This is a genomic window from Salinispora sp. CH2A1_6, from assembly GCF_056820975.1.
The window spans coordinates 532708-559653 of record NZ_JBXEDG010000001.1 but is presented as its reverse complement, the minus strand read 5'-3'; the positions used below and the strand labels follow the sequence as shown (position 1 = coordinate 559653).

Sequence of the window (26946 nt, the reverse complement as noted above, 5' to 3'; positions counted from 1 at the left end):
GGTAACCAGGGCGACAAGGCGCCGCTCAGCGCTCGACCCACGCGGGGCTCCCGCGTCAGCGCCAACCGACATCGATCCGGTCACCGCGCTCGTCAAAGAAGTGCAGCGCGTCCATCCGGACCTGGATCGCCAGCTTCTGCCCCGGGCATACCGCGGGATAGGGCGCCAGCCGCACCGCCACCTCCGCCGGCCGGCGGTGGTGGCGACCCGGATCGGGAAGAACGCTGGCTGGCGTACGGCTCGTCGCGGCCTGCTGCTCCTCGTCCGCCGTACCGAACCGCCCGGTGATCCGCCGCATCACCCGGCCGAACTGACGCAGGCCTCGTTGCCCGACCACGCCCCCGTCCGCTGGCACCGCCACCTCGTCCACGACGACGGCGGTAGCGCCGATGTCGAGAAAGGCGAGCGATTCATGCCCGTGATGTTCCAGGTGACGAAGCTGCCCGTGCAACACCGGGCCGGGCGTGTTCGGGGCGGTCGGGGTCAGCGCCTCGGCCCGGATGCCGACCACGATCCGCTCGCCGTGATAGTGGCCCACCGCGCGGGTGCGCATGTCGTCCCACGGGAGGTGCAACGTCTGTTCTCCGAGGTGGAGCGCGACGTATTGATCCAGGTGCACGTGGACCGCGGCCTCCAGCAGGTTCATCCGCGGGGCGCCGAGAAACGTGGCGACGTAGAGGGTGGCCGGGCGGCCGTAGACCTGAGTCGGGGTGCCGACGTCCTGCAGGACCCCTTTGCGCATGATCGCCACCCGGTCGGCCATGGTCAGCGCCTCGGTCTGGTCGTGGGTCACGTAGAGGGTGGTGACCCCCAGTTCCCGGGTCAGTCCAGAAATCTCCGCACGCAGCTCGGAGCGGAGCCCGCTGTCGAGATTGGATAGGGGCTCGTCCATCAGAAAGAGCTCCGGCCGACGCACGATCGCCCGCCCCATGGCGACCCGCTGCCGCTGACCACCGGAGAGCCGCCCGGGCCGGCGGTCGAGAATATCGGCGATTCCCAACGCCGCCGCGACACCGGCGACCCGTTCGCCGCGCCGCTCCGCCGCCAGGCCAGCCAGCCGCAACGGAAAGGCGATGTTGTCGCCGACGCTCAGGTGCGGATAGAGGGCGAAGTCCTGAAAGACCATCGCCACCGACCGATCCCGGGGCGGCAGGTCGTTGGCGAACTCGCCGTTGAGGAAGACCGCACCGGAGGTCGGCTCCTCCAGGCCGGCGACCATGCGCAGCACCGTCGACTTGCCACAGCCGGAGGGGCCGAGCAGCACCATGAACTCACCATGGTTGACGTCAAGGTTCACGCGATCAACGGCGCGGGCGCCGGTCCGGAAGACCTTGGTCACATCCTTGAGCGCGACGGTGGCCACCCGTTCCTCCCCACCTGACCAACTCGGACCTGAACGACTGTGACGAGCCCCACCCGACCTGCACATCGGATGAACGTTCAATCTTCGCCGCCACACCGCGCCGCGCCGCCGCGGAGCGCTCAGCTGGCCGGACCGGCTTCGGCGTCATCCATACCGAAGATCCGCCGGACCACCCGGTCGGCGGCGTGGCCGTCGTCGAGCCGGCAGAACCGGTCCCGGAACCGACGCCGCGCCACCTCCGCCGACGGATCACGCAGCGCACCGGAGCGGAAGAGGTCAAGCAGACCGGCGAAGTCCGTCGCCACCGCCCCCGGCGGCTCGGCGACCACATCCAGGTAGACGCCGCGGGTCAACCGGTATGCCGCCCAGTCCGGTGCGTACACGACGATCGGCCGATCCAGGACGGCGTAGTCGAACATCGCCGACGAGTAGTCGGTGACCAGCACGTCGGCGGCGAGATAGAGGTCCTCCACCCGGGGATAGCCGCTCACGTCGCGCAATCGGTCCGGGCCGGCCGCGTCCGGAGTCGGGGCGGCTCGGTCGTCGAAGTAGTGACTGCGCATCAGCAACCGACCAGCGGGCCCCAACGCGGCGAGGAAGCGGCCCGGGTCGAACGGCGGCCGGTACCCCGGCAGGTGCTCCCGGTGCGTCGGTAGGTAGAGAACCACCTGCTCGCCGATCCCCAGGCCCAACTCGGCCCGGATCCGCAGCACCTCCTCGGTGGTGGCGGTGGCCAGCCGATCGTTGCGCGGATACCCCACCTCCAGCGTGGTGTACGCGGCCGGGTAGGCCCGCTCCCACATCTGGGTGGAGAAGCTGTTCGCGGTGATGCTGTAGTCCCACCGGTCCACCCGGTGTAGCAGCCCCGCGAAGTCCATCAGGGCCCCGACCGGGTAGCACTGCTGGTCCAGGCCCATCACCTTGATTGGCGTGCCGTGATGGGTCTGCACATGCACGGTGCCGGGTCGTTTCCGGACGAAGTTGGGAAAATTGACGTTGTTGACCAGCCAGCGGGCCTGCGCCAACGCCCGGTAGCCCGCGGGGGTGCCGGCGACCACGTAGTCCACGCCCGCCGGCAGCGAATCCACCCGGTCCCGCCGCACGATCCACACCCCTCGCACGTGCGGGGCGAGTCGCCGGGCCGCCTCGTAGATCGCCGCCGGATTGCAGGCGTAGCCGCGGTACCAGTAGGCGGCGTACACCGCCAGCCGCGGGTCGACCGGCCGCAGTAGCTCGGCGCGGTAGTACTCGCGCAACCCGGCGTCGCGAACCCGCCGGAGGAGCGGCACGGCCCCGCGCCGGGCCCGTCGGGTGGCGTGGGCAGCGATACCCCGTACCCGAGCGGCACCGCGCAGTGTGTTGTACGTCCGCCACCGGCCGGTGGCGACCAGGCGGCGCTTCAGCCCTTCGACCCCGGGCTGGGTCGGCTCGCCCTGCGCCGGACGCCAGCGGGCGTGGTCGGCGGCGATCCGGACGAAGAAGGCGGGCCGCAGGTCCGCCGGGATCCGCTCCCCGGTGCCGAGCACGGCCAGGTAGTGCCAGATCATCCGCTCGAAGAGGGCCGGGCGGAGGTCGTCCTCGCCCGCTCCCGCCTCGTCCAGGAGCGCGAACACCCGGTGCCACTGCGCGAAGACCTCGAAGTGCCGGTCCCCCCGGGTCCGGGTGATGGCGCCGGCCCGGCGCTGCCGATAGTTCACGCAGACCCGATCCAGCACCCCGATCCGCTGGGCGCGGAGGAGCACCGGGTAGGTGAACGAGACATCCTCGTACCAGCCGGGGGCGAAGCGCAGCCCGTGCTCGAGCAGGAACTCGCGGCGCAGCACCTTGTTCCACGCGGTGTGCAGCAGGCGGATCGTCTCCGGGCGCTCACGTAGCCGGAACGTCGCCGCCCCGGGCGAGGACGGAAAGACCTCGCGCATCCCGCTCTGGGTGGCGCCCCCGTTCCACCAGGCCCGGACGTGGTCAACGACGAGGACATCCGGTGCGGTGGCGCGCAGCCGCTCGACGACCTCGACGAGGCACTCCGGCGCCAACCAGTCGTCGCCGTCAACGAACCACACGTACTCCCCGCCGGCCTGGTCCAGGCCGACGTTGCGGGCTGGACCGAGTCCCCGATTCGCCGGCAGCGTGATCGTCCGTACCCGTTGGTCGCGGGCCGCGTACTCGGCCAGGATCTCGCCGCTGCTGTCCGGCGAGCAGTCATCGACACCGATCACCTCGACTTCGGCCACCGGCTGCCCAAGGATCGAGTCCAGGCATTCGCGCAGGTAGCCCTGCACCCGGTAGGCCGGGATCACGAAGCTGATCAGTGCCACCCGGCCCCCCTAACCCGGTGGGCGACCGCCAACAGCACCTGTCGATCCCGCCGCCCCTACGGCGCGGGCAGGCCGAATCACCCAGGCGAGGGCCACGCTCCCCACGAAGACCACAAAAAGGTATATACCGAGTGTAGCCATGCCAATAGCAGCAATTCCGGTGATCGCGGAGAGCGCCAGCACCGCTGACCGCCCTTCCCAGCCCAGCGTGGCTTCGTGCAGCGGCGGGGCCAGCTTCCGCTTCTCCAGCCGCGCGGTCAGGTCATAGTGGTGCAGGGTCAGCACGAAGACGTACCCAAAGACCAACCAGGCGGGGACACCCCCGAGCACGCCGACCGCGATCGCGAAGAGATACTCCGCCGCGCGTAGCGCCGCCGGCACCAGCCAGTCCAGCGCCCCGCCGTGACCGGCCCGCGCCCCCGCGGCCGCCAGCAGCAGCCCACCGAGCCCGACCAACGCCGTCCACCGCGGGAGGGAATCCGAGCCGAGGAGTGCGAGCCCGAGCAGCACCACCGACACCAACACCGCCGACACCGCCAGCCCCAGCGGGCCCGGCCAGCGCGGCGTCGGCAGGGCGCGGGCCAATGGGCCGTCGTCCCGATGCAGGGAGGTGTCCACCGTGTGCAACACTCCGACCCGCATCGAGCGGGCCCGCAGCAGCCGCAGTGCCGCGGTGTAGCCGAGCGCCAGCACCATCCCGGTCAGCACCGCGAACAGGGCGACCCGCTGGTCGAACAAGGCTGCCGCCAGGGCGATCAACGCCCAACGCTCACCGATGGGGAAGACCACCGTCCGCTTCAGCCAGTAGGTCACCGACCCGACGTCGGCCTGCACCCGGTTCGAGGCGGCACTGAGCCGGTCACCGAACCCACCCCCCGGGGTCACCCGCGGCCGGCGGGCTGCCTCGTCGTGCATCGCGCCATACCAGGTGTCACTCATGTGGCGGACGGTCTGCACGGCCATCGCGGCGATTGCCAGGGCCCACCCGTGGCGGAATCCGGCCTGGGTGGCGCCGTAGCCAAGCCCGGCGTAGACGATGAACTCCTTGGCCCGGTCGGCCATGGTGTCGAGCCACCCGCCCCAGGCGCTGAACGTACGGGTGTAGCGGGCGAGCTGCCCATCCACGCAGTCCAGCACGAAACCCAGGTAGAGCAGCACCGCGCCGGCGACCAGGGCGGGCCGCCCCCCGGCGCCGAACAGCAGCGCGGCCACCACCGCGAACGCCACCGAGATCATCGTGACCGTGGTGGGGCTGAGCCGGAGCCGGGCCGCCGCCTTCGTCACGTACGGCGACCAGGTACTGACGAAGAAAGTGGTGAAGAAGTCATCTCGCTCCTTCACCGACAGCCGCAACTCGGCCCGGTCCGGGTCAACGGCGGCGACGGCCGCCTCGGCCGCGACCCGGTCGTCGGCGGCGGCGACCCGACGCGCGACGAGTAGCCGTACCCGGTGGGCGAAGGTCACCGCGTCGCGGGCCACCAGGTCAGCGAAGAGCCGGTCAACGGCGGGCTCGTCGTCCACGACACCGTGGGCCGCAGCGGCTCCCACCGGTACGACCTCAGCAGCGAGCGCACGCGCGGCGGCGACCAGGACCGGCAGGTTGGCCGGATCGACCCGCAGCGCACCGCCGAAGACACCGGTGGCGTCGCCGTCCAGTGCCGCCGGGGGGCCAGCGGCGACCACCTGCCCCCGATCCTCGCGAACCGCCGTCCGACCGGGCACCGGCGGACCCGCGAGTACCAGCGCCACCGTCGGCTCAGCCGGGCTGGTGACCAGGTGCCGCAGGACGGCCGTGTGCGCGACCAGATCAGCGCCGGTGACGAGGACCGGGCCGGCGGCCGACTCCGCCAGGTCAGCCACGGCGGCGAGGTCACTGACCAGCCGCACCTCGTCGATCCCCGCGTGGCGACACTGTCCGGCCAGCCGGTCGGCGAGGTCCGCTGATCCGTCGGCGGTCAACACGAGCGCGAGCGTCACCGGGCCACCGCCCCGTGGTACGCGGCCAGCGCCTCGGCCATCGTCCCGTCCACCATCATTCGACCGGCATCGAGGTAGAAGCCGCGCCGGCAGAACCGGGTCAGGTCCTGTTCGTTATGTGATACCAGCACCAGAGTGCGCCCCTCTCCGAGCAGACGATCGATCGTCGCATAGCACCGCTGGCGGAATTCGGCGTCCCCAACCGCCGTAACCTCGTCCATCAGCAGGACGGGGTGCGGCAGGTGCGAGATGATCGCAAATCCGAGCCGGACCTTCATGCCGGACGAGTAGTGCCGCACCGACGTGTCGAGGGCCTGCTCCACCTGCTTCCCCGCGAACGACACGATCTCATCCACTCGGCGACGCAGGTAGCTCGGCGAGAGACCGTGTAGGCCACCCACCAGGTAGAGGTTCTCCCGGCCGGTCAGCTCGGCGGAGAAGCCGGCGGAGAGCTCCAGCAGCGGGGCGACCGCGCCGCGCACGGTGATCCCACCCTCGTCGGGGATCAGCACGCCGGCGATGAGCCGCAGCAGGGTGCTCTTGCCGGTGCCGTTGCGGCCGATCACACCGACCGTCTCGCCGGCCGCGATCGAGAAGGAGAGATCCCGTAGCGGCCAGAACCGCCCATCGGCGTGACCAGCGCGACGTCCCCGGTGCAGGGCGAGGTCCCGCAACCGCAGTTGTCGGCGGCGGTTCCGGACGAACCGGATGCCGAGCCCCGCCGCTTCAATGATCGGATCGGCCATCTCACAGCTCCTTGAGGACCGCCGGTTCGAGGCGGCGGAACGTCCACCAACCGACAACGAGCACCAGCAGACAGCCGGCGATTGTGGTGCCGAGCAGCCGGGCGTCGGGGAACTCGTCGGGGTACCAGACCGCGTGGTGTAGTTGGAAGATCCCGACCAGGGGGTTCAGCTCGTACCCGGCCTTGAGCCAGTCGGGCAGGCTGGAGTCCCGAACCAGGCCGAAGGGGTAGATGATCGGCGTGGCGTAGAAGAGCACCCGGACGACCAACCGCATGATCCGCTCGACATCGCGCATCAGGACGTTCGCCGCGGAGAGCACCAGCGCCAGGCCGACCAGCAGAACGCCCTGGAGGCTGATGGCCAGCGGGAGGGCGAGCACCGACCAACCCGGGTGGATCCGCCCCGCCACCGCGTACGCCGCCGCGGCCGCCACCAGGAGGGGCAGGCCGGCCAGGTACTCGGCGACCCGCCCGGCGACCCGCCCGATCGGGAAGAACTGGCGGGGAAGGTTCATCGTGGTGATCAGCCTGGCCTGGCCGGTCAGCGCGTTGGTCGCCTCGCCCAGCGCGGAGCTGGCCCACATCCAGGCGAAGATTCCGGTGAACAGGAACAGCGGGTACGAGTCTGCCGCCTCACCCAGATACCGACCGGTGTCCCGCTCGTACAGCACACCAAAGACGAACCAGTAGATGGCGCCGAAGCCCAACGGTTCGATCAGGGACCAGAGATAACCCAACGCGGACTGCTGGTACTTGACCGCGAGGTCCCGCCGAACGAGGATGCGCAGCGCGCCGCGATTCGACCAGAGCGTCCCGACGCCAGCGGCCACCGCGTCGCCTCCTGCCCGGTCCGCACCACACCCCCGCCCGGCGGGCCGGTGGCACTCAGCACTCGATCACGTTGACGGCGAGGCCGCCCCGTGCCGTCTCCTTGTATTTGACCTTCATGTCCGCTCCGGTCTCCCGCATCGTCTTGATCACCTTGTCGAGCGAGACGTGGTGCACGCCGTCGCCCCGCAACGCGAGCCGGGCAGCCGTGATCGCCTTGATGCTAGCCACCGCGTTCCGTTCGATGCAGGGGATCTGCACGAGGCCGCCGACCGGATCACAGGTCAGCCCCAGGTTGTGTTCCATGCCGATCTCGGCGGCGTTCTCCACCTGCTCCGGGCTGCCCCCCAGCGCCTCGGCCAGCCCGGCCGCCGCCATCGAGCAGGCCGAACCCACCTCGCCCTGGCAACCCACCTCGGCGCCGGAGATGGAGGCGTTCTCCTTGAAGAGCACACCGATGGCACCGGCCGCGAGCAGGAACCGCACCACACCATCCGCGGTGGCGCCCGGCCCGAACCGGTCGTAGTAGTGCAGGACCGCCGGAATGATGCCGGCCGCACCGTTGGTCGGTGCCGTCACCACCCGGCCACCGCCGGCGTTCTCCTCGTTGACCGCGAGGGCGAAGAGGGTCACCCAGTCCATCGCGCGCAGCGGATCCACCGCTCCCCGGCCCGCCGTCGACCGCATCGGGTCCGCGTCCATCATCAGGCCGCGGTACAGCTCGGCGGCCCGCCGCCGGACCCGCAACCGGCCGGGGAGAACACCGTCGCGTTCACAGCCCCGCGCCACGCACTCCCGCATCACCCGCCAGATCTCCAGCAGGCCGGTGCGCACCTCCCGCTCGCTGCGCCAGGAGAGCTCGTTGGCGAGCATCACCTCGCTGATCGACAGCCCGGTCTCCCGGGTCACGGCCAGCAGCTGCGCACCGGTCGAGAAGGGGTAGCGCACCGGGGTGGTGTCCGAGCTGATCCGGTCCGCCCCCGCCGCCGCCTCGTCCACGACGAACCCACCCCCGACCGAGTAGTAGGTACGGGCCCGAAGCTCGGCACCAGCCGAGTCGTAGGCGGCGAAGGTCATCCCGTTCGGGTGGTACGGCAGCGACCGGCGGCGGTGCAGCACAAGGTCCCGAGCCGAGTCGAAGTCAATCTCGTGTGCGGAGAGCAAGGAGATCCGCTGCTCGGCGCGGACCCGGTCGATCCAACCCTCGACGGCGTCGGTGTCGACCGTCTCCGGCTCCGCACCGGCGAGCCCGAGCAGGACCGCCCGATCACTGCCGTGGCCGCGACCGGTCGCCCCCAACGAGCCGAACAGCTCGGCGCGAATCCGTACCGTCTCGCTGAGTAGCCCGGCTGCCTTGAGTCCAGCGACGAACGTCCGGGCGGCACGCATCGGCCCGACGGTGTGCGAGCTGGACGGCCCGATACCGACACTGAAGAGATCGAAAATGCTGATCATGGCTGCACTTCCTCGCCGTCCTACCACCACGCGGGTCACCGGCCCGGGGTGACCGCCGTCATGGCAGGTCTTCCCGGGTGCCCGGAAACTGTCGGGCCAGCCGGCCAGCCTACCCGCCCCGCCCCCGACACCCACCCGATGCCGCAGCCCGCATCGGGAGCGGTCAGGCGAAAGCGGACAGCCCGTATCGGGAGTGGTCAGGCGAAAGCGGACAGGCCAGTCAGCCGCTGCCCGATGACGAGCTGGTGAATCTCCGAGGTGCCCTCGTAGGTGAGCACGCTCTCCAGGTTGTTGGCGTGCCGCAGCACCGGGTACTCGCCGGAGACGCCGTTGGCCCCCAGAATCGTGCGGCACTGCCGGGCGATCGCCAGCGCCTCCCGAACGTTGTTGAGCTTGCCCACGCTGACCTGGTCGGGGCGCAGCCGGTCGGCGTCGGCGAGCCGACCGAGCTGCAACGCCAGCAGGTAGCCCTTGCTCCACTCCACCGCCATGTCGGCGAGTTTCGCCTGGGTTAGTTGAAACGCGGCGAGAGGGCGGCCGAACTGGGTGCGGCTGCTCGCGTACGCCAGCGCTGCCTCCAGGCAGTCCCGGGCCGCGCCGAGCGCTCCCCAGACGATCCCGAGCCGCGCCTCGGTGAGGCAGCCCAGCGGCGCCTTCAGCCCGACGGCCTCGGGCAGTCGGGCCGCTGCCGGCAGCCGCACCTCATCAAGGGAGATCTCCCCGGTCACTGACGCCCGCAACGACATTTTGCGCCGTATCTCGCGCACCGTCACTCCGGGCGTCCTGGTCGGCACGGCGAAGCCGCGGATCCCCTCGTCGGTGCGGGCCCAGATCACCGCGACGTCCGCGATCGTCGCGTTGGTGATCCACATCTTGGTGCCGTGTAGCACCCAGTCGTCGCCGTCGCGGCGGGCCCGAGTGGTCATTGACGCCGGGTCGGAACCGTGGTCCGGCTCGGTCAGCGCGAAACAGCCGATCGTCTCCCCGGCAGCCATCGCGGGCAACCAACGCTGCTTCTGTTCCGCACTGCCGTAGCGCCAGATGGCGTACATCGCCAGCGCCCCCTGCACCGAAACCAGGGAGCGGACGCCCGAGTCACCCGCCTCCAGCTCCAGGCACGCCAGACCGTAGGCGACGGCCGAGGAGCCGGCACAGCCGTACCCGGTCAGGTGCATGCCGAGCAGGCCCAGCTTGCCAAACTCCCGGGCCAACTCCCGGGCGGGCACGCGGCCCTCCTCATACCAGCCGGCGACGTGAGGCCGCACCTGCTCGTCCACCAGCTGACGGACGACGGTGCGAATCTGCCGCTCCTCGGCGCTCAGTGACGAATCGACATCCAGCAGGTCGAGAGGGCTCATGGAGACACCTTAACGAAGATTCACCCCGTGCTACTCAGTCGACCGCCGCGGAAAAGGCGAATACCCGGGCATGGATCTGGTTGCGCTGCTGCAGCGCGGCGCGCAGCGCCCGATGTAGCCCGTCTTCCAGGTAAAGCCCGCCGTTCCACTGCACCACGTGCGGAAACAGGTCGCCGTAGAAGGTCGAATCCTCGGCGAGGAGTTTGTCCAGCGCCAACTCACGTTTCGTGGTGATCAACTGATCCAGTCGCAGCGGACGCGGCGGGATCTCGGCCCACTGCTTGAGCGTCAGGCTGTGCTCGGGGTATGGACGCCCATCCCGGACCGCTCTGAAGATCACGACAGTAAGCTCCCCTCCCCGCGACCGGCCGCGCCCGACCCGGCACCGCTGCGTGCGACGCCGCCAGCGGCGGCGCCAATGACCGTGTCAGCGTAACCGGCCACGTCACGCCCCGTTCTACTGCTTTATGCCAGTTTCGCCCTGACAGATCGCTTTATCAAACGGACAAACCGCTTCTTCCAGGACTAACTCCACCGACCACGTCGGACCACCTCATCCACCGGACGGCGCCCGCGGCGAAGCGACGGCGATCGTTGATCCACCGCACGGTAACCGATGGTGACCGCGCCAACCGGTTCATACTCCGGCGGCACTCCAAAAGCCGCCCGATAGTCCGCCAGCCGCTGCGGCGGAATACCGAAGAAGCAACCCCCCAGCCCCTCGTCAACGGCGGTAAGCAGCATCAACAACGCGGCGAAGCCGGTATCGATGTACCAGTAGGGCATCGACCAGCGCTCCGTTGACCGATCCGCCCACCCCTTGTCCGGTTCGGCGTACCGGTCCAGGTACGCCGAACGGTTGGCGTGCGGCACGATGATCAATGGGGCCCGCCGCATTCCGGCCAGCCAGCGTTCCCGGCCGCCCGTGCCCGGCGTCGTCGCCGCCCAGAACCGATCCCGATCCTCGGCGGCCTCCAGCACCAGGAAACCCCACCCCTGGGAAAAGCCCGCCGACGGCGCCCGGATCGCGTGCGCCAACAGGCGGTCCACCACCTCCGGTGGCACCGGCCGATCCGGATCGTAGTTACGGACCATCCGACGACGCCGGACCACCTCACCGAACTCCATCGCATCTCCTCGACTACGCCGGCCGGATGCCCCAGGCGCCCCGCCAGGTGTCGCCCGGCCGCAACGTCACCAGATCCCGGCCGGAGCGGAACGCATCCGGTGGGCAGGTCATCGGCTCCAGCGCCACCGAACGCCGGCGCCGCGACCCGGAGCGGGTGTCCCCGGTGAAGACCTGCCACCAGCCAAACCGCCGGTCCGCCCAGACCCGGATCCGGGACCCGCCGTCCGGGGCGGCCAGCTCGACTGCCGAACCACCATCGTCGTCCCGGACCAGGTCACCGAAGGTGTCGTCAAGCACCGCCCGGCCGATCCGACGCGGCACGGTCCAGTCGTACTCGGTGCCGACGACCGAGGACTGGGCAATCGGTAGCAGCCGCCCGTCCACCTGCAACCGGCTCCGCGCCGGCAATCGCAGCACCACGTCGTCCACCGAGTCGCCCGGCACCCGCAGGTACGGGTGCGCCGCGAAGCCGAAGGGCGCCGGTTCGCTACCGCTGTTGGTCACCGCATGCTCGGCACGCAGCCCGTCCGGGCCGACAGCCCACCGACTTCGCAGCCGCAGCGACCAGGGATAGCCGGGGGTGGCGGCCAACTCATAGCCGAGCGTCACCGCGTCGGCCGATCGCTCCAGCAACTGCCAGGGCACCCAGTTGACCAGCCCGTGGAAGGCCGCCTCGTGTTCCGGATCGCTGATCGCCAGCTGGAGATCGCGGCCCTCGAAGTGGTAGCTACCGTCCCGAAGTCGATTCGGCCAGGGGGCGAGCACCTGGCCGGCGGAGTCCGGGCACAACTCGGCTGCGGTGTACCCGTCCAGGTGCGCCACCCCGTCGGAGCGGTAGGTCCGGATTCCGCCACCAACCTCGACGATCACCGCCTCGTGGCCGGCAGCCGCGATGCTCCACTGTGCCCCCGAGGGGGCCCACTGCCCGGGGAAGTCCATCCCCGGACCCTAGCCGGTAGAACCGCTGCTCGCTGCCGACAGCACCGGTCAGACCCGCTGCTCACTGGCCAAAGCCGCAGCCCGGTAGCGGATCAGGGCCGGGAAGGCCACCGCCAGCCCGAGCGCGAGTACGGCCGAGAGCAGCCCACCGCCGACCCAGGCGACACCGCTGCCGAAGCCGCCCGCCATCGCACCGGCCCGCAGGTCACCGAGGCGCGGCCCGCCGGCGACTACCACCGTGTTCACCCCCTGAAGCCGGCCCCGCATCCGGTCCGGCGCGTAGACCAGCAGCATCGACTGGCGTATCACCGCGCTGACCAGGTCGGCCGCTCCGGCCACCGCGAGCAGCAGGACCATCAGCCAGAGCTGCTGGGCCAACCCCGCCGCCGCGACCGCCAGACCCCAGCCGACCACCACCACGACCAGCCCAAGCCCCTGCCGGTGCAGCCGGCTGATCCAGCCGGAGGTGAGGCCGGCCAGCATGGCGCCGATCGCGATGGCGCTGAAGAGCCAGCCGACCGCCGCCCCACCACCGAACCGCTCCTCGGCGATCTCCGGAAACAACGCCCGCGGCAGCGCCAGCACCATCGCGACCAGGTCGATGGCGAACGACAGCAGCAGCACCGGTGTGGTGGTCAAATACCGAAGTCCGTCCCTGATCCCCGCCAGCCCACCGCGCCGTACCTCGCCGTCGCCGAGCGGCTCCGGCGGCATCGCCGGCAGCCGCAGCGCGGCCACCACCAACCCGGTGAACAGGAGCGCGTCCGCCGCGTATGCGATCGGCAGTCCACCCTCGGTGCCCGCGACCGCGAAGATCAGACCAGCCGCGAGCGGGCCGACCACCGAGGCCGCGGTGAAGGTGGTGTAGTTCAGGGTGGCCGCCGCCGGGACCAGCCCCGGTGGCAGCAGTCGGGGCAGGGCCGCGGTTCGCGCCGGTGCGCTGATCGCGAAGCCGGCCGAGTGGACGGCAACCAGCCCCAGCAGCAGCACCGGGCTACCCGCACCGAGCAAGGCCTGCGCCAGCAGACCGAGCATCGTGACCCAGAGCAACGCCGAACCGGCGAGCAGCACCCGGCGCCGGTCCCGCGCGTCGGCCACCGCGCCGCCCCAGAGCCCAAAGAGCAGCAGGGGCGCAAAGCCGGCGAGGCCGAGCAGGCCGACCCAGGAGGACTGTCCGGTCAGGGCGTACATCTCCACCGGGACGGCGACCGAGGTGAGTTGGAAGCCGAACATCGCCATCGCGTTGCCGAGCCACATCCGGCGAAACGCCGGCACCGCCAGCGGACGCAGGTCGATCGCCCACCGGCTACTTCGCCGCCGGGCCGCCCGCACCGCGGTCACGGCGCCAGCCGCTCGACGACCCAGCCGTCCCCGTCGGTGACACGGAACCGCAGCCGGTCGTGCAGCCGACTCGCCTGGCCCTGCCAGAACTCCACCTGGTCGGGGCGGACCCGAAAGCCACCCCAGTGCGGCGGCGCCGGGATCGGCGCGCCATCGACGAAGCGCTCCGTCGCGGCCCGGTAGGCGGCGTCCAGCGCAGCCCGGTCCGGGAGCACCCGCGACTGCTCACTCGCCCACGCCCCGAGCTGGGAGCCACGCGGCCGGCTGGCGAAGTACGCCTCGGTCTCGGCCCGGTCGAGCCGCTCCACCCGACCGGTCACCACCACCTGGCGCTCCAGCACAAACCAGGGGAAGACCAGACTCGCGTACGGACTGGCGGCCAGCTCGGTGCCCTTGCGCGACCCGTAGTTGGTGAACAGGACGAAGCCGTCCGGCCCGTACCCCTTCAGCAGCACCGTACGGGCGCTCGGCCGGCCAGCCGCGTCGGCGGTGCCGAGCACCATCGCGTTCGGCTCGGGCAGACCGGCGGCCACCGCCTCGGTGAACCAGCGGTCGAACTGGGTGTACCAGTCACTGGCCAGGTTCGTCTCGGTCAGGCCCAGGTCCGCGGCGTACTCGTTACGCAGGTTCGCCGGCGGCACTGTGTCGCCCGTCACATCCACTCCCCTCCCAGATGGCGGGCAGACCCATCGTGGCGCTGGCAGCCTGCCCGTACACCCCAGTGTCACCGATCCCCCGACGGCCACTCCGTCCGGGGATGTCGCGTGAGGCACAGCCGTGACGGGTCGAAAGTCCCGTGGTCAGCAGGCAAGATGTCACGAACACATCCCTGAGGGTCGCCTAAGGTGCTGGGCCCAACGAGGGCCCGTCCCGGGCGCACCGAGCCAGATCCAGGAGACGACATGGCCGACTTCAAACCGGGACTCGAGGGCGTCATAGCCTTCGAGACCGAGATCGCCGAACCCGACCGGGAGGGTGGCTCGCTGCGCTATCGCGGCGTGGACATCGAAAATCTCATCGGTCAGGTCTCGTTCGGCAACGTCTGGGCCCTGTTGGTGGATGGACGGTTCGGCCCAGGCCTGCCGCCGGCCGAGCCGTTCCCGGTCCCGGTGCACTCCGGTGACATCCGGGTGGACGTGCAGTCCGCGGTGGCGATGCTCGCCCCCTACTGGGGTCTACACCAGTTGCTCGACATCTCCGACGAGCAGGCCCGCGAGGACCTGGCCCGGGTATCGGTGACCGCGCTCTCCTTCGTCGCCCAATCCGCGCGGGGCCTGGGCCTGCCGGCCGTACCGCAGAAGGAGATCGACAAGGCCTCCACCATCGTCGAACGCTTCATGAAGCGCTGGCGGGGCGAGCCGGACCCGCGGCACGTCAAGGCGGTGGACGCGTACTTCATCTCGGCCGCCGAGCACGGTCTGAACGCCTCCACCTTCACCGCCCGCATCGTCGCCTCCACCGGCGCCGACGCGGCGGCCTGCATCTCCTCCGGCATCGGTGCGCTCTCCGGGCCGCTGCACGGCGGTGCACCCTCCCGGGTGCTGAACATGCTCGAGGCGGTGGAGCGCAGTGGTGACGCCGAGGGGTACGTCCGGGGCGTGCTCGACCGCGGTGAACGGCTGATGGGCTTCGGTCATCGGGTCTACCGGGCCGAGGATCCGCGAGCCCGGGTGCTCCGCCGCACCGCCAAGGAGTTGGGGGCCCCCCGCTTCGAGGTCGCCGAGGCCCTGGAGAAGGCCGCCCTGGCAGAGCTGCACAGTCGCAAGCCGGACCGGGTTCTCGCCACCAACGTCGAGTTCTGGTCCGCGGTCGTACTGGACTTCGCCGAGGTGCCCGCCCACATGTTCACCTCGATGTTCACCTGCGCCAGGATGGGCGGCTGGAGCGCCCACATTCTGGAGCAGAAGAAGCTCCAGCGGCTCGTCCGCCCCTCCGCCCGCTACATCGGGCCCGGCCCCCGCCGACCGCACGAGGTCGAGGGCTGGGACCAGGTCCCGCACGGCGTCTGACCGTCGCCCGGGCTGAGCCGGTCTCACCGGTGGGGCTGTGGCGTACGCCTCAGCCCCACCGGTGAGACCGGCGGCCATCCGGGTGGCGATGGGTGCAAGGATGAGAACTGGCAGCGCCGCCGGTCGGAGAATCGGCCGTGCGCGCCCTACATCGCGCGCCGTCGGTCGCCCGGCACCTCCCCAGCCCCTCCCTCGCCCCTGCGGAAGGATTCCAAGACCGTGGCTGACGCATCGACCATCCGAATTCCCGACGACATCACACCCGCGGACGGGCGATTCGGCTGCGGCCCGTCCAAGGTTCGTCCGGCGGCGGTCTCCGCGCTCGCGGCGGCGGCGAGCGGCTACCTCGGCACCTCGCACCGCAAGAGCACGGTCCGCGACCAGGTCGCCCGACTTCGCCGGGGGATCGCCGAGTTTTTCACCCTGCCCGAGGGGTACGAGGTCATCATCGGCAACGGCGGCACCACCGCCTTCTGGGAGGTCGCCGCGTTCGGCCTGATCCGGGACCGGGCCCAGTTCGCGAGCTTCGGCGAGTTCGGCGCCAAGTTCGCCAAGTCGGTGCGGGACGCACCGTTCCTCGGTGAGCCGACCATTCGCCAGTCGCCGGCCGGTAGTGCCCCGAGCCTGGTGGCGGAGGCCGGCGTGGACGCCTACGCCACCCCGCACAACGAGACCTCCACCGGTGTCGCGGTCCCGATCCGCCGGGTGCCCGGGGCGGACGAGGGCGCGCTGCTGCTGGTTGACGGCACCTCCGGCGCCGGCGGCCTGGAGATCAACGTCGGCGAGACCGACGTCTACTACTTCGCCCCGCAGAAGTGCTTCGGCTCCGACGGCGGCCTGTGGCTCGCCCTGATGTCCCCGGCGGCGTTGGCGCGCGCAGCCGAGATCAAGGCCGCGGGCCGCTACATCCCGGCCTTCCTCGACCTGGGCACGGCGATCGACAACTCGCGGCTGGAGCAGACCTACAACACTCCGGCCCTGGCCACCATCCTCCTCGCCGCGGAGCAAACCGACTGGATGAACGCGCAGGGGGGCCTGACCTGGGCAGCCAAGCGCACCGCGGAGAGCGCCGGCATCGTCTACGGCTGGGCGGAGCGCTCCCCGTTCGCCACGCCGTTCGTCACCGATCCGGCGCTGCGCTCCAACGTGGTCGCCACCGTCGACTTCGTCGACGAGGTGGACGCCACCGCCGTCGCGAAGGCGCTGCGCGCGAACGGGATCGTGGACACCGAGCCGTACCGTAAGCTCGGTCGCAACCAGCTGCGCATCGCCCTCTTCCCCGCGATTGAACCAGCCGATGTGGAGGCGTTGACCGCGTCCATCGACCACGTGGTCGAACAGCTCTGACCTCCCGTCACGGTGGGTGGCCTTCCGCACCGCGGCAGCCACCCACCGTGATCGTTGTCGCAGCTCACTCGGGAATCACGGGGTGTCGGTTCCCCCACCTGCGGGCAGATGGGCGTACGGTGGTACGAACGCCCGGGTGGCTCGCCTGTGGCGTGGGGCCAGCGAAGCGGGACGGAGGCAGACCATGCGCCCAGTACGCTTTGTCGCCCTCTCCGAGGACGGCCAGGCACTGGTCCTCACCGACGAGGTCGGGCGACTTCTCGCGCTCCCCATCGACGAGCGCGTCTCCACCGTCCTGCACACCGAGCCCGGGGCCACGCCCCTGGCGGTGGCCTCGACGCCGGGCACCGACCCGACCCCGTCCCTCGCCCCACGGGACATCCAGGCCCGAATCCGGGCCGGCGAGTCCGCCGAGGATGTCGCCCGAATCGCTGGCGTCCCCGTGGACCGGGTGCTGCGCTACGCCGGCCCGGTCCTCCAGGAACGGGCCATGCTCGCCCAGCATGCCCGCCGCACCCGCCTGCGGGGGGCCGAGAAGCCGACCCCGCTCGCCGAGGTGGTCAACGGTCGACTGTCCCAGCACGGCATCGACACTGAGAAGATCTCGTGGGATGCGTGGCGGCGCGACGACGGAGCCTGGCGGATCGTCGCCACCTGGCCCTCCGGCAAGGCCACCGCCCAGGCGGTGTGGGAGCTGGAGAAATCCCGGCAGTCGGTGACGCCGCACGACGACATGGCGCAGTACCTCTGCGCCGAGCGTCCCATGCCGATCCTCGGGCAGGAACCGACGTCCGAACGTGGTGGCCACGGGCTGCCCGGCCCGGCGCGGGCCGAGCCCGGCCGCGGTGGGCACGGCCTGCCGGGTCCGGTCGAGCCCACCCGGCCCAGCCGCGATCCGATCCGCGCCGGCCGGGACGCCCTGCTCGCCTCCCTGGACCGCCCGCTCGGGGGCGCGTCCGGCCGTGGCCCCGAGCCCCGGAGCCCGGCCAGCCCGGAGACACCGCGGCCACGGACTGTCGCTGGCGGCGCGGCGGCGCTGCTTGGCGGCGGCCCGGGGTCGGCCTTCGACGACGACTCGGACACACCGAAGGAGGTGCCGGCTGTTCCCTCGCTGGCCGTGCTTCGGCCGCGCCGCACGGGTGCCACGACGGCGGGCAGCACCGAGTCGAACGAGAGCAGCAGCAAACCGCGCAAGCGGCTTCCGAGCTGGGACGACGTGCTCTTCGGCAGTGCCCCGGCAGCCCGCGAGTCCTCCTGACTCACAGCCGCCAGACGGCCAGGCGGTCATAGCTGCGGGGCGTCCCCGGTTGGCTTCGCGTCAGCACCAGTTCCCGCGCCGGCCACTGGGGGCCCGCGTAGTCCTGTAGCGCGGCGACGTCGGCTGCAACCTCGGCCGATGCCAGTCGGTCGCCGGGCCGGGCCACGGTCAGGTGCGGGCGCAACGGTTTCTCGTCGTGGCGCAGGTCGTTGGCGCGCAGCCGGGACCGGACGAGTCGGCCCAGCAGGTGCAGCTCCGCCACCTCACCCCGCAGGTCCACCCAGATGACGGTGGAGCGGCCCTGCCCGAACCTCCCACCGCCGGCCAGGCGAAGCCGCGGCGGGGCCGGCCACGAGTCGCGGGACCGCCGCGCCGCCTGGTCGAGCGAGTGTTCCACGGCCCCCAGCCGGTCCGCTGCCACCGTTGCCAGGAAGGCGAGCGTGACGTGCGCCTGGGCCGGGTCGGCGAGGCGGACCCGGAGGCCGGCGGCGGCGGCCCTGCCGACCTGCAGCTCCGTGATCCGCGCGCGGAGATGCTCCACCGCCTCCGGTGGTGGGTATACGGCAACGAAGAGTCTCAACCCGGCCGCCGGTCGCTTCCCCAGCTACCACTCAACGGCGGCGCTGACGGTGCTCTGGCCGGGCACCAGGCAGGACGAGACCTGCCCGGTGCAGCAACCCCTCGACCCGTATCCGCTCAATTTCCCGGTCCGCCCCGGTCAGCTCGTCCAGGTGCTGCGGTATTCCGAGGGCCGCACAGGCCAACCGAAGCCGACTGTCGTAGCTGGCGAGTGCCGCTTCATCCCAGACCGTGGCCCGCCCGGAGCCGCCGACCCGATGACCCCGAAGCTGGTGTAGCTCCGTGGCGAGCTGCTCCAGCGGCTGCCGATCCGGCCGGTCCAACCGGCTCAGGTTAATGTTCCGGGTGAGCGCGTCCGCCTGGACCGCGCGGTCCAGGCGGGCGATTGTCCGCCGTTCCCGCCGTCGGCTCCGCCACCGCGCCCACCGACAGGCGAATCGGTCAACGAGTTCGTCGGCGCAGATGAGCAGGGCGATCACCATGGGTAGGCACACCACGGCAGCGACCATCAGGGTCACCAGTAGCGCACGTCCCGCCTCCATGCCCCGACGCTAGGCCGACTGTGATCACCCTGCCACCCATTTGCCACAATAAGCTCTTTTGTCCGTCTCGGTGTTTGGGGTCTCACACCCGTTCGGTGACGTAGAAGCGGGGCATCGGCAGCACCCGGAACCGCAGTCGGGCTCCCGAGCGACGCAGCTGCCAGGCCAGGGCGAGCAGAGCGGCGGTGAGGGAGACCAGCCCACCCATCCAGATGCTGGCCCCAGCGCCGTACGTCTCGGCGAGCCAGCCGATAACCGGCGCACCCACTGGGTTGGTGCCCAGGAAGACCAGCACCCACAGCGCCATGACCCGGCCTCGGAAGGCGGCGTCGGTGCCCAGTTGGATGCGCTGGTTGCAGGCCTGGGCGAAGAAGACCGTGGAGAAGCCGGTCGGCAGGAGCAGCGCCACCACCAGCCAGTACGTGGGCGCCAGCCCGACCAGGGTGCCGAAGGTGGCGCAGACGATGGCCGCGGAGAGCACCAGCCACACCGAGGGGCGACTGCGCCGCCCGGTGCCGGCCAGGGCCCCGGCCAGTGCGCCCACCGCGAGGGCGCTGCTGAACAGACCGAACGAGGCGGCTCCGGTGTCGAAGACGGTCTTGGCCAACGCGGCGAGGGTCAGCTGGAAATTGAAGAGTGAGGTGGCGATGACCGAGATCAGGACCATCGGCAGCAGCAGGTCCGGCCGACCCCGGACGTAGCGCAGCCCGTCCACCACCCGGGCCGAGGCCCGCTCCTCGCGCGGCGGTAGCTCCTCGCGGTGCAGCTCGGCCGGGCGAATCCGGATCACGTTCACCAGCGGCGCGATTGAGCTGAGAGCGGTGACCAGGAAGACCGGCCCCACGTCAACGGCGGCGATGGCCAGGCCGGCGAGGGCGGGTCCGACGATCCGCGCGGAGTTGAAGGTGGCCGCGCTGAGGGAGAGGGCGTTCGGCAACAGCCGGGTGCCGACCAGTTCGGAGACGAAGGCATGCCGGACCGGAGTTTCCACCGCGTTGGCGACGCCGAGGAGGGCGGCGAAGGCGAAGACGTGCCAGAGCTGCACCCGGCCGGTGATCACCAACAGGCTCATGGCCAGGGCGAGGACCGTCCAGAACAGGTTGGCGGCAAAGAGCAGGACGCGCTTGTCGTACCGGTCGGCGAGGCGCCCGGAGATCAGCGTGAGCAGCAGAACGGGAGCGAACTGGAGAGCGGTGACGATACCGAGCGCGGTGGCGGAGTTGTCGCTGAGCTCGAGGACGAGCCAGTCCTGGGCGATGAACATCATCCAGACGCCGATCAGCTTGATCAGCTGCCCGGAGGCGAATAGCCGGAAATTACGGACCTGTAGGGACTGGAATATGGTGCTCAGCTTCTTCTGCACTCTTGGTGCGCCTCCCTCGCGTACGCGTCGTCGCCGTGACGGCGCAGGCGAGGCGGGAGGCTCAGGTACGGGTGAGCTGTTGCAGAATCTCTGCTGCCTGGCGCAGCGTCTCCCGCTCCTCCGCACTCAGTTCGGCCAACCGGTGGGCCAGCCATTGGTCCCGAACGCGCTCAAACTGGTCCAGCACCGCTCCGCCCCCCTCCGTCGCGGCGAGGATCACCTGCCGGCCGTCGGTCGGGTGGGGGGTGCGCTGCACGAGGCCGCGCTCCTCCAGCTTCGCGACGATCTTGGTCATCGTCGGCGGCTGGACCCGTTCGACGTCGGCGAGTTCCCGGGGCGTCAGCGCGCCCGCCAGCCGGAGGCTGGTGAGCGCGGAGAGCTGGGTGACCGTCAGGTCACCAACCGGTCTGGCCTGGCGGACCCGCCGGTTGAGTCGGGTGATCGCATCCCGCAGCTGGACTGCCAGCTGCACCGGTGGCACGCTCTTCGCCGTCACCGTCTGCTCCGTCACTGTAGTTAGCCTAACTAATAAGCCTAGCTAACGACATGCGTTATGACCAGGCTCACGCGGAGTACCACGCGGGGGTGCGGGGCCGGTCCGCTACCCGACCCCGCACCCCGCGTCACAGCAGTACCGACTCGATCGGTCCGCGCAGGAAATACAGCACGAAGAGCGCCGCCACGCCGTACAGCAGCGGGTGGACCTCCCGCGTCTTACCCCGAGCGACCTTCATCAACACGTACACGATCACACCGGCGCCGATGCCGTTGGAGATCGAGTACGTGAACGGCATCAACACGATCGTGAGGAACGCCGGGATCGCGATCTCGAAGTCGGTCCAGTCGATGGTCCGCACCGCGGTCATCATCAGGAACCCGACCACCACGAGCGCGGTTGACGCGGCCTCGAAGGGCACCACCAGCACCAGCGGCGTGAGGAACATCGCCAGCAGGAAGAGCGCCCCGGTGACCAGGTTGGCCGCGCCCGTCCGGGCACCCTCCGCGACACCGGCCGCGCTCTCGATGTACGCCGTGTTACTGGACACGCTCGCGGCGCCACCGCCGGCCGCGGCGATCGAGTCGACCAGCAGGATCTCCTTCGCCCGGGGCGGGGTGCCCTGCTCGTCGAGCATCCCACCCTCCTGGCCCACCGCCACCATCGTGCCCATCGTGTCGAAGAAGTCAGTGATGATCAGCGTGAAGATGAACATCAGCACGACCAGCCAGCCGGCCCGGCTCCACGAATCGAGCACGTTGAACCGGCCGAGCAGCGACAGATCCGGCACGTCCAGGATGCGGCTCGGCAACTCGGGCACGGTCAGCGACCAGCCCTGGGGATTCGACACCCCGTTGACCACCGACGGGCCGATGTTGCCCAGCGCCTCGATGACGAGCGCCAACCCGGTCGAGGCGAGAATGCCGATCAGGATCGCGCCCTTGACCCGGCGCACCACCAGCACCAGAGTCAGCAGCAGACCCACCACGAAGACCAACATCGGCCAGCTGACCAGCTTGCCGCCGATGCCCAGGCCGACCGGGACGGTGGTGTTCGCCGCGTCCGGGAGCCGCCGGACGAAACCCGCGTCAACCAGACCGATGATGGTCAGGAACAGCCCGATGCCGACCCCGATCGCCGCCTTCATCTGGGTGGGCACCGAGCGGAACACCGCAGTACGCAAACCGGTCAACACCAGCACCGCGATGATCACGCCCTCGATCACCACCAGACCCATCGCGTCCGCCCAGGTCATCTCCGGGGCGATCTCGTACGCGACCAGCGCGTTGACGCCGAGACCGGCGGCGACCGCCAGCGGGAACCGGCCCACCACGCCCATCAGGATCGTCGCCAGGCCGGCGACCAACGCGGTCGCCGCGGCGAGCGCCGGGATCGACAGCCGCTCCCCGGCGCCATCAACGGCGGAGCCGAGGATCAGCGGGTTGAGCACCACGATGTAGGCCATCGTGAAGAAGGTCGCGAACCCACCACGCACCTCCCGGCCCAGCGTCGAACCGCGGGCGGAGATCTCGAAGTACCGGTCGAAACCGTTCCGCGGTGTCGCGGGCGGCGTGGCATCGTCGGGCGGGGCTACTGCCATCGGGTCCTCGCAGGTGCTCTCTTGTCTCGTCGGCCGCATCGTCGCAGACGGTCGGCCTGCCGGGGGACTGATCCCGTACGCTTACTTCGTGCTGACGCAGCCGCCACCGCGGCCGGAACCGCTCGACCCGCCGATGGTGCCGTTCGCCCTCGCCGGGATGGCCGGCTGGGCGATCGCCGGAATCGTGCTGCTGTTTTTTCGCGACCAGCTGGTGGAAACCGGCCGTGAAGGCTGGCTCTGGACCTGCCTGGCTGGGTTCCTGTGGGGTCTGCCCGGTCTCGCCGTGATGATGCGGCACGACTCGCACCGGCGTCGCCGCCGCGCCGGTCACTGACCCACGCCGGCGATCACCTCACGACTGGCCATTCGACTCCGCCACCTCGGCAGCTCCGGCAGACGCATCGACCTCGCGCACCGACACAGCCTCCACCGCGCTGTCGTCGTAGACAGTCGGCAACGCCTCGACCGGGGTCTCCGGGGTCTCGGCCAGAATCTCCGAATGCGCACCGCAACCGTGGTCGGCGCTGACCACGCGGCCGTCATCCGGAGCGAAGAGGTTGCCGCAGGCGCCGAAGGACTGGCACAGCGCGCCGGCGAGCGGCAGATAGAAGCCACAGGTCCCGCAGCGGGCAGCCACCGGAGCGGCGGTGGCGATCGGCGCGGTTGGCCCGTGGTCGCCGTCGTACCACCGTTGGGCGGCTTCGCCACGCCCTTCTCGGGACATCACCCGCGCCCGGCCGAGACCCAGCTCCCAGGCGACCTCCTCGACCGCCGGGTCGTCGGAGAGCAGGTAACCGGGCTGGAGCCGGTCGTCGTCGGGCGGGCTGGGCAGCAGGTCACCCGGGCCGAGGTCACCGGGCTGCAGTCGCTCCTGCCAGGGCAGCCAGCCCGGGGCGAGCAACGCATCCGGGCCGGGCAGCAACACGGTCTCACACACGGTGACCGTGCGACTGCGGGGCGCCCGGGTGACGGTCACGGCCCACCGCCAGCCACGATAACCGGCGAGCCGGCACTCGAAGTAGTGCGTGACGAGACGATCACCTTCGGCAAGAGTCTGGAGATGATCGCCGACATCCGCCGGGTCGACCTCGGTGATAGCGTCGCGAGCCACCTCGACGGCGGCAGCACAGACCTGGTCGAGACGGGGGGCACGAGCGGAGGCGGACCTGGTCACCCGACCATTGTTCCCCATGCGTGGGACCACCTGACAGGGACTCCCCGAACCAAACGTGGCAGTGGTGGCGCGCACCCCGGGCCGATGGGTGAGACTGGTGCACATGCCGTCCTCCCTCCGCTCCGAGCGCTCCTTCCTCGGGTGGACTGTCGGCACCGCGGTCAAGGCCGTCCGCCTACTGCTGCGCGGTTCGGTCAGCGGCGGCCGTTGGATGACCCAGTCGGTGGGACGGGCCCGCGCCCGGGGCGCCGGCCGGGAGACCGGCATGGTCCGCCTCTTCGACCTGCACGCACTCTCCTGCGCCGGGGACACCCTGATCGCGATCGGCCTGGCTGGGACGATCTTCTTCAACGTGCCGCTCGGGGAGGCGCGCAGCAAGGTCGCGCTCTACCTGCTGGTAACCATGATCCCGTTCGCCCTACTCGCCCCGGTGGTCGGCCCGCTGCTTGACCACTTTCGGCACGGCCGGCGGTACGCACTGGCCACCAGCATGCTCGGGCGGGCGTTCCTGGCGTGGCTGATCTCTGACTACATCCACGGCTTCGGCCTGTACCCGGCGGCCTTCGGAGTGTTGGCGCTCTCCCGCGCGTACGGGGTGGCCCGCTCCGCCGCCGTCCCCCGGCTCCTCCCGGAGGGGCTCGGGCTCTCCCAGGTCGGGGCCAGAGCCAGCGTGTACGGCACGATTGCCGGCGCCCTACTCGCACCGATCGGTCTGGCCGCCTTCTGGTTCGGGCCGCAGTGGCCGCTGCGGGTCGCCTCGGTGATCTTCCTGGTCGGGATGGTCATCGCCCTGCGACTACCACCGAAGGCGGACTCGGAGCCGCCCGAGCGGGTACCGCGCCCGCTGCGGGCGCTCCGCCGAAGCTCCGACGACCGTCCCCTCGGCCGGGGGCGCCCACATGGCCGGCTGGTGATCGCCACCCTGATCGGCGCCGCCACGCTGCGCGCGGTCTACGGCTTCCTGCTGCTCTTCCTGGCCTTCGCGATCAAGGCTGGCGACCTGACCACCGTTGTCCTCGGCCGCGACCTGGGCGACGAGGCCGCCCTCGGGCTGGTCGGCGGGGCGCTGGCGATCGGCAGCTTCCTGGCCACCGCGATCGGCACCCGGCTGCGGATCCATCGCCCGGCAGCGCTGCAGTCCAGCGGCATGGTGGTCATTGCTGGGGTGGCCGTCCTCGCCACGCTCAGGTTCTCGCTGCTGATGGTCGCCCTACTGTGCCTGGTCACCGCATTGACCAGCGGCATCGCCAAGCTCGCGGTGGACGCCTCGATCCAGGAGCGCATCCCCGAACGGCTGCGTGCCAGTTCGTTCGCCCACTCGGAGACGGCGCTCATGCTCGCCTTCGTCGCCGGCGGCGGGCTGGGTCTCGTCCCCTTCGACGGCCGGCTCGGCATCGCCGTCTCCGCCGGGGTCGCGACGCTCGCCACGGCCCGCGGCATCCTGGTTGCCGGCCGGCTGCGGGCGGAGCGGCTGGCCGGCCGACCGTTGGCGGATGACAAACTCGCCGAGGACGAGTCGACCCTGGCCCAGCCCGCCATTGACGACCCGACCCCCACCTCGCCCGCGCCGAGACCGGGCACCGGGGGCGACGTTGACCCGGCGCCACCGGGTTTCCATCTCTACCGCCCGTCGTCGGCGGTGGGCGGGCCGGGCGGCGCCGATGACGAGACCCGCCCGGGGTCGATCCGGTGACCGATGTCCTGGTCGTCACCGCGGTTCCCGCCGAGGCCGAGGCGGTCCGTGCGGGGCGGGGACCGGCGGTCACGGTAGCGCCGGTCGGGGTCGGTCCGGCGGTGGCCGGGGCCGCCACCGCCCGGCTGCTGGCCCTGGCGGAGGCCGCTGGCCACCCGTACCGCCTGGTCGTCAGCGCGGGCGTGGCGGGCGGCTTCCCCGATCGGGTGGAGGTCGGCGGCACGGTCGTCGGCACCAGTGCGGTCGCGGCCGACCTGGGCGCCGACTCCCCGACCGGCTTCATCCCCGTGGACCAGCTCGGGATGCCGGCCGAGTTGCTGGGCGCCGGCCCCACCATCACCGCGGACCCGAACCTGGTCGCCACCCTCCGGGCCGCGCTTCCGGCCGCCGCGGTGGGTCCGGTACTGACCGTCAGCACGGTCACCGGAACGGTCGCCGGGACCGAGGCGCTCCTCCGCCGGCACCCCGACGCGGTGGCCGAGGCCATGGAGGGGTACGGGGTGGCCGTCGCCGCCGCGCACGCCAGCCTGCCCTTCGTCGAGTTACGCACCATCTCCAATCCGGTCGGGCCGCGCGACCGCGACGCCTGGCGTCTCCGCGAGGCTCTCTCCGCCCTCACCGAGGCCGCCTTGGCCCTCCCTGACTGAAGACGCGGCCGAAGCTAGTCGGACCGACGGAAATCCGACGCCGTCGCCGCGCGCGACCGCGCGCCCTCCGCAAACTCGGCTCCAGGCCGGGCGCGGGCGCGGACTTAAACAGGGGGTCGTGTAGTTCGGGCGGGCCGCATCCCGCCAGAGCGAGCGGGACGTGGCCTACGCGGTCAGTGTTGGTTCCAACGCACACCCCAGTGCGCGGTGATCTCTCTTAGGTCACCGCCATATCGGGTCGTGCCATCGCGATCCCAGACACAGCCAAGATGGATCGCCGCCGACCGTTGACCGGGGTAGCCGAACACCACGGCGTGCCGCACCGGCGGAATACTCGTCAGGCACGCCTGATCCCCCTGGGGAGGTACGGTGGGTAGCCCGTTGAAGTAGTCCGTCAACGCTGTGACGTCGCTGGTGTTGCGTCGGGTGGCCTCGAGATCCCATGGGGCCTCACCGTCTGTGGGGTAGGTGCAAAGCAGGGCCACCGTCGCCCCGGTGGGGACCATGACATCCGGCGCTGATGGGGTGGGCGGCAGTCTCTCGTGCCACGCCTCGGGGCAGCGGGCCGGGCCCGCGTCGGTGTTCGTGATGGACGCGGCCCGCACTGGGCCGAGTTCGGGCTTCGTGTCGCCTGTGATCAGTACGACGGTCACCACAAGGCCGAGTAGCACCGCGGCGGCCAGGCCAAGACCGATGATCCGCCGGGACATGCGGGTAGGCGTGGGACCCTGCGTCTGCTGACTTTTCATCGACACGTCTCCTTATGCCCAGCTAAGGGCATGATAGGT

Annotated in this window: 24 protein-coding genes and 1 pseudogene; 6 read left to right on the top strand and 19 right to left on the bottom strand. The window is 70.9% G+C overall.

From position 1 onward, the window contains the following. Positions 1 to 55 precede the first annotated feature (55 nt). The 12 genes and pseudogenes from AC1UKG_RS02625 to pdxH all read right to left on the bottom strand — a co-directional run bounded on the left by AC1UKG_RS02625 (position 56) and on the right by pdxH (position 14112). Entirely contained in the window at positions 56 to 1363 is a 1308-nt protein-coding gene (locus AC1UKG_RS02625) for an ABC transporter ATP-binding protein (RefSeq protein WP_482641888.1), read from the bottom strand. 119 nt (positions 1364 to 1482) lie between these two features. Further along, the gene (locus AC1UKG_RS02620) at positions 1483 to 3678 is read right to left on the bottom strand and encodes a bifunctional glycosyltransferase family 2 protein/CDP-glycerol:glycerophosphate glycerophosphotransferase (RefSeq protein WP_018814239.1); all 2196 of its coding nucleotides are present in this window, start codon (positions 3676 to 3678) and stop codon (positions 1483 to 1485) included. 9 nt (positions 3679 to 3687) lie between these two features. Continuing rightward, a complete protein-coding gene (locus AC1UKG_RS02615; RefSeq protein WP_482641889.1) occupies positions 3688 to 5655 on the bottom strand; it encodes a DUF5941 domain-containing protein in 1968 nt (655 codons plus the stop codon). Then, positions 5652 to 6257: pseudogene (locus AC1UKG_RS02610) on the bottom strand (ABC transporter ATP-binding protein); the annotation flags it as partial. The pseudogene AC1UKG_RS02610 and the gene AC1UKG_RS02615, both read right to left, overlap by 4 nt. A 145-nt stretch (positions 6258 to 6402) precedes the next feature. Then, the gene (locus AC1UKG_RS02605) at positions 6403 to 7230 is read right to left on the bottom strand and encodes an ABC transporter permease (RefSeq protein ID WP_018814236.1); all 828 of its coding nucleotides are present in this window, start codon (positions 7228 to 7230) and stop codon (positions 6403 to 6405) included. A gap of 55 nt (positions 7231 to 7285) precedes the next feature. After that, positions 7286 to 8683: an L-serine ammonia-lyase gene (locus AC1UKG_RS02600; protein ID WP_018743283.1), complete on the bottom strand. Its 1398-nt coding sequence runs from the start codon at positions 8681 to 8683 to the stop codon at positions 7286 to 7288. A gap of 197 nt (positions 8684 to 8880) precedes the next feature. Further along, positions 8881 to 10041 (bottom strand): acyl-CoA dehydrogenase family protein, encoded by a 1161-nt coding sequence (locus AC1UKG_RS02595; protein ID WP_018814234.1) that lies wholly within the window; start codon positions 10039 to 10041, stop codon positions 8881 to 8883. Between the two features lie 34 nt (positions 10042 to 10075). Then, positions 10076 to 10381, bottom strand: a complete 306-nt coding sequence (locus AC1UKG_RS02590) for a type II toxin-antitoxin system VapB family antitoxin (protein WP_018743281.1) — start codon at positions 10379 to 10381, stop codon at positions 10076 to 10078. A gap of 185 nt (positions 10382 to 10566) precedes the next feature. Beyond that, complete coding sequence (locus AC1UKG_RS02585) at positions 10567 to 11169, bottom strand: nitroreductase family protein (RefSeq protein WP_018743280.1); 603 nt, start codon at positions 11167 to 11169, stop codon at positions 10567 to 10569. 13 nt (positions 11170 to 11182) lie between these two features. Further along, on the bottom strand, positions 11183 to 12109 hold the full coding sequence (locus AC1UKG_RS02580) for an aldose 1-epimerase family protein (protein WP_018743279.1): 927 nt from the start codon (positions 12107 to 12109) through the stop codon (positions 11183 to 11185). Positions 12110 to 12157: 48 nt separating this feature from the next. Further along, entirely contained in the window at positions 12158 to 13450 is a 1293-nt protein-coding gene (locus tag AC1UKG_RS02575) for an MFS transporter (protein ID WP_018814233.1), read from the bottom strand. Then, positions 13447 to 14112: a pyridoxamine 5'-phosphate oxidase gene (pdxH, locus tag AC1UKG_RS02570; protein ID WP_475890904.1), complete on the bottom strand. Its 666-nt coding sequence runs from the start codon at positions 14110 to 14112 to the stop codon at positions 13447 to 13449. Before pdxH ends, AC1UKG_RS02575 begins: the two co-directional genes overlap by 4 nt. A gap of 240 nt (positions 14113 to 14352) precedes the next feature. Here pdxH and AC1UKG_RS02565 point away from each other — a divergent pair, with 240 nt between their 5' ends. The 3 genes from AC1UKG_RS02565 to sepH all read left to right on the top strand — a co-directional run bounded on the left by AC1UKG_RS02565 (position 14353) and on the right by sepH (position 18064). Then, entirely contained in the window at positions 14353 to 15459 is a 1107-nt protein-coding gene (locus AC1UKG_RS02565; RefSeq protein ID WP_018731559.1) for a citrate synthase 2, read from the top strand. Positions 15460 to 15678: 219 nt separating this feature from the next. Further along, complete coding sequence (gene serC, locus AC1UKG_RS02560; protein WP_482641890.1) at positions 15679 to 16806, top strand: phosphoserine transaminase; 1128 nt, start codon at positions 15679 to 15681, stop codon at positions 16804 to 16806. A gap of 184 nt (positions 16807 to 16990) precedes the next feature. Then, positions 16991 to 18064: a septation protein SepH gene (sepH, locus tag AC1UKG_RS02555; RefSeq protein ID WP_018743275.1), complete on the top strand. Its 1074-nt coding sequence runs from the start codon at positions 16991 to 16993 to the stop codon at positions 18062 to 18064. Position 18065: 1 nt separating this feature from the next. On the opposite strand, the gene thpR is transcribed toward sepH, so the two are convergent. The 5 genes from thpR to AC1UKG_RS02530 form a co-directional block, all read right to left on the bottom strand. Next, positions 18066 to 18644 carry an RNA 2',3'-cyclic phosphodiesterase gene (gene thpR / locus AC1UKG_RS02550; protein ID WP_026325213.1) on the bottom strand — a complete coding sequence of 193 codons (579 nt, stop codon included), beginning with the start codon at positions 18642 to 18644 and terminating at the stop codon, positions 18066 to 18068. Positions 18645 to 18675: 31 nt separating this feature from the next. Next, positions 18676 to 19185: a hypothetical protein gene (locus AC1UKG_RS02545; RefSeq protein ID WP_018743273.1), complete on the bottom strand. Its 510-nt coding sequence runs from the start codon at positions 19183 to 19185 to the stop codon at positions 18676 to 18678. Between the two features lie 82 nt (positions 19186 to 19267). Further along, on the bottom strand, positions 19268 to 20548 hold the full coding sequence (locus tag AC1UKG_RS02540; RefSeq protein ID WP_018743272.1) for an MFS transporter: 1281 nt from the start codon (positions 20546 to 20548) through the stop codon (positions 19268 to 19270). 61 nt (positions 20549 to 20609) lie between these two features. Beyond that, positions 20610 to 21059 (bottom strand): MarR family winged helix-turn-helix transcriptional regulator, encoded by a 450-nt coding sequence (locus tag AC1UKG_RS02535; protein ID WP_018736822.1) that lies wholly within the window; start codon positions 21057 to 21059, stop codon positions 20610 to 20612. Between the two features lie 112 nt (positions 21060 to 21171). Further along, positions 21172 to 22683: an NCS2 family permease gene (locus tag AC1UKG_RS02530; RefSeq protein WP_033662647.1), complete on the bottom strand. Its 1512-nt coding sequence runs from the start codon at positions 22681 to 22683 to the stop codon at positions 21172 to 21174. Between the two features lie 49 nt (positions 22684 to 22732). Between AC1UKG_RS02530 and AC1UKG_RS02525 the strand changes: the two genes are divergently transcribed. Continuing rightward, positions 22733 to 22978, top strand: a complete 246-nt coding sequence (locus AC1UKG_RS02525) for a DUF2530 domain-containing protein (protein WP_018743270.1) — start codon at positions 22733 to 22735, stop codon at positions 22976 to 22978. 18 nt (positions 22979 to 22996) lie between these two features. Here the strand turns inward: AC1UKG_RS02525 and AC1UKG_RS02520 are convergent, their stop codons facing one another. After that, on the bottom strand, positions 22997 to 23923 hold the full coding sequence (locus tag AC1UKG_RS02520) for a DUF3027 domain-containing protein (RefSeq protein ID WP_475890897.1): 927 nt from the start codon (positions 23921 to 23923) through the stop codon (positions 22997 to 22999). Here AC1UKG_RS02520 and AC1UKG_RS02515 point away from each other — a divergent pair. Together AC1UKG_RS02515 and AC1UKG_RS02510 are read left to right on the top strand one after the other, a co-directional pair. Continuing rightward, positions 23922 to 25511, top strand: coding sequence for an MFS transporter (locus AC1UKG_RS02515; RefSeq protein WP_482641891.1), 1590 nt, complete (start codon positions 23922 to 23924; stop codon positions 25509 to 25511). The genes AC1UKG_RS02520 and AC1UKG_RS02515 overlap by 2 nt on opposite strands. Further along, positions 25508 to 26158: a futalosine hydrolase gene (locus tag AC1UKG_RS02510; RefSeq protein ID WP_482641892.1), complete on the top strand. Its 651-nt coding sequence runs from the start codon at positions 25508 to 25510 to the stop codon at positions 26156 to 26158. The genes AC1UKG_RS02515 and AC1UKG_RS02510 overlap by 4 nt, the downstream gene beginning before the upstream one ends. A gap of 173 nt (positions 26159 to 26331) precedes the next feature. Here AC1UKG_RS02510 and AC1UKG_RS02505 read toward each other — a convergent pair whose 3' ends face one another. After that, positions 26332 to 26868, bottom strand: coding sequence for a hypothetical protein (locus tag AC1UKG_RS02505; protein WP_475890915.1), 537 nt, complete (start codon positions 26866 to 26868; stop codon positions 26332 to 26334). Between the last annotated feature and the right edge of the window lie 78 nt (positions 26869 to 26946).

Bases quoted from the DNA above. Each gene is read 5' to 3' on its own strand.
- AC1UKG_RS02515 (WP_482641891.1), top strand. From the start codon at position 23,922: ATGCCGTCCTCCCTCCGCTCCGAGCGCTCCTTCCTCGGGTGGACTGTC.
- AC1UKG_RS02585 (WP_018743280.1), bottom strand. From the start codon at position 11,169: ATGGAGTTCGGTGAGGTGGTCCGGCGTCGTCGGATGGTCCGTAACTAC.
- AC1UKG_RS02530 (WP_033662647.1), bottom strand. From the start codon at position 22,683: ATGCGGCCGACGAGACAAGAGAGCACCTGCGAGGACCCGATGGCAGTA.
- sepH (WP_018743275.1), top strand. From the start codon at position 16,991: ATGCGCCCAGTACGCTTTGTCGCCCTCTCCGAGGACGGCCAGGCACTG.
- AC1UKG_RS02505 (WP_475890915.1), bottom strand. From the start codon at position 26,868: ATGTCCCGGCGGATCATCGGTCTTGGCCTGGCCGCCGCGGTGCTACTC.
- AC1UKG_RS02520 (WP_475890897.1), bottom strand. From the start codon at position 23,923: ATGTGCACCAGTCTCACCCATCGGCCCGGGGTGCGCGCCACCACTGCC.
- AC1UKG_RS02565 (WP_018731559.1), top strand. From the start codon at position 14,353: ATGGCCGACTTCAAACCGGGACTCGAGGGCGTCATAGCCTTCGAGACC.
- AC1UKG_RS02595 (WP_018814234.1), bottom strand. From the start codon at position 10,041: ATGAGCCCTCTCGACCTGCTGGATGTCGATTCGTCACTGAGCGCCGAG.
- AC1UKG_RS02545 (WP_018743273.1), bottom strand. From the start codon at position 19,185: ATGGAGGCGGGACGTGCGCTACTGGTGACCCTGATGGTCGCTGCCGTG.
- AC1UKG_RS02580 (WP_018743279.1), bottom strand. From the start codon at position 12,109: ATGGACTTCCCCGGGCAGTGGGCCCCCTCGGGGGCACAGTGGAGCATC.
- AC1UKG_RS02600 (WP_018743283.1), bottom strand. From the start codon at position 8,683: ATGATCAGCATTTTCGATCTCTTCAGTGTCGGTATCGGGCCGTCCAGC.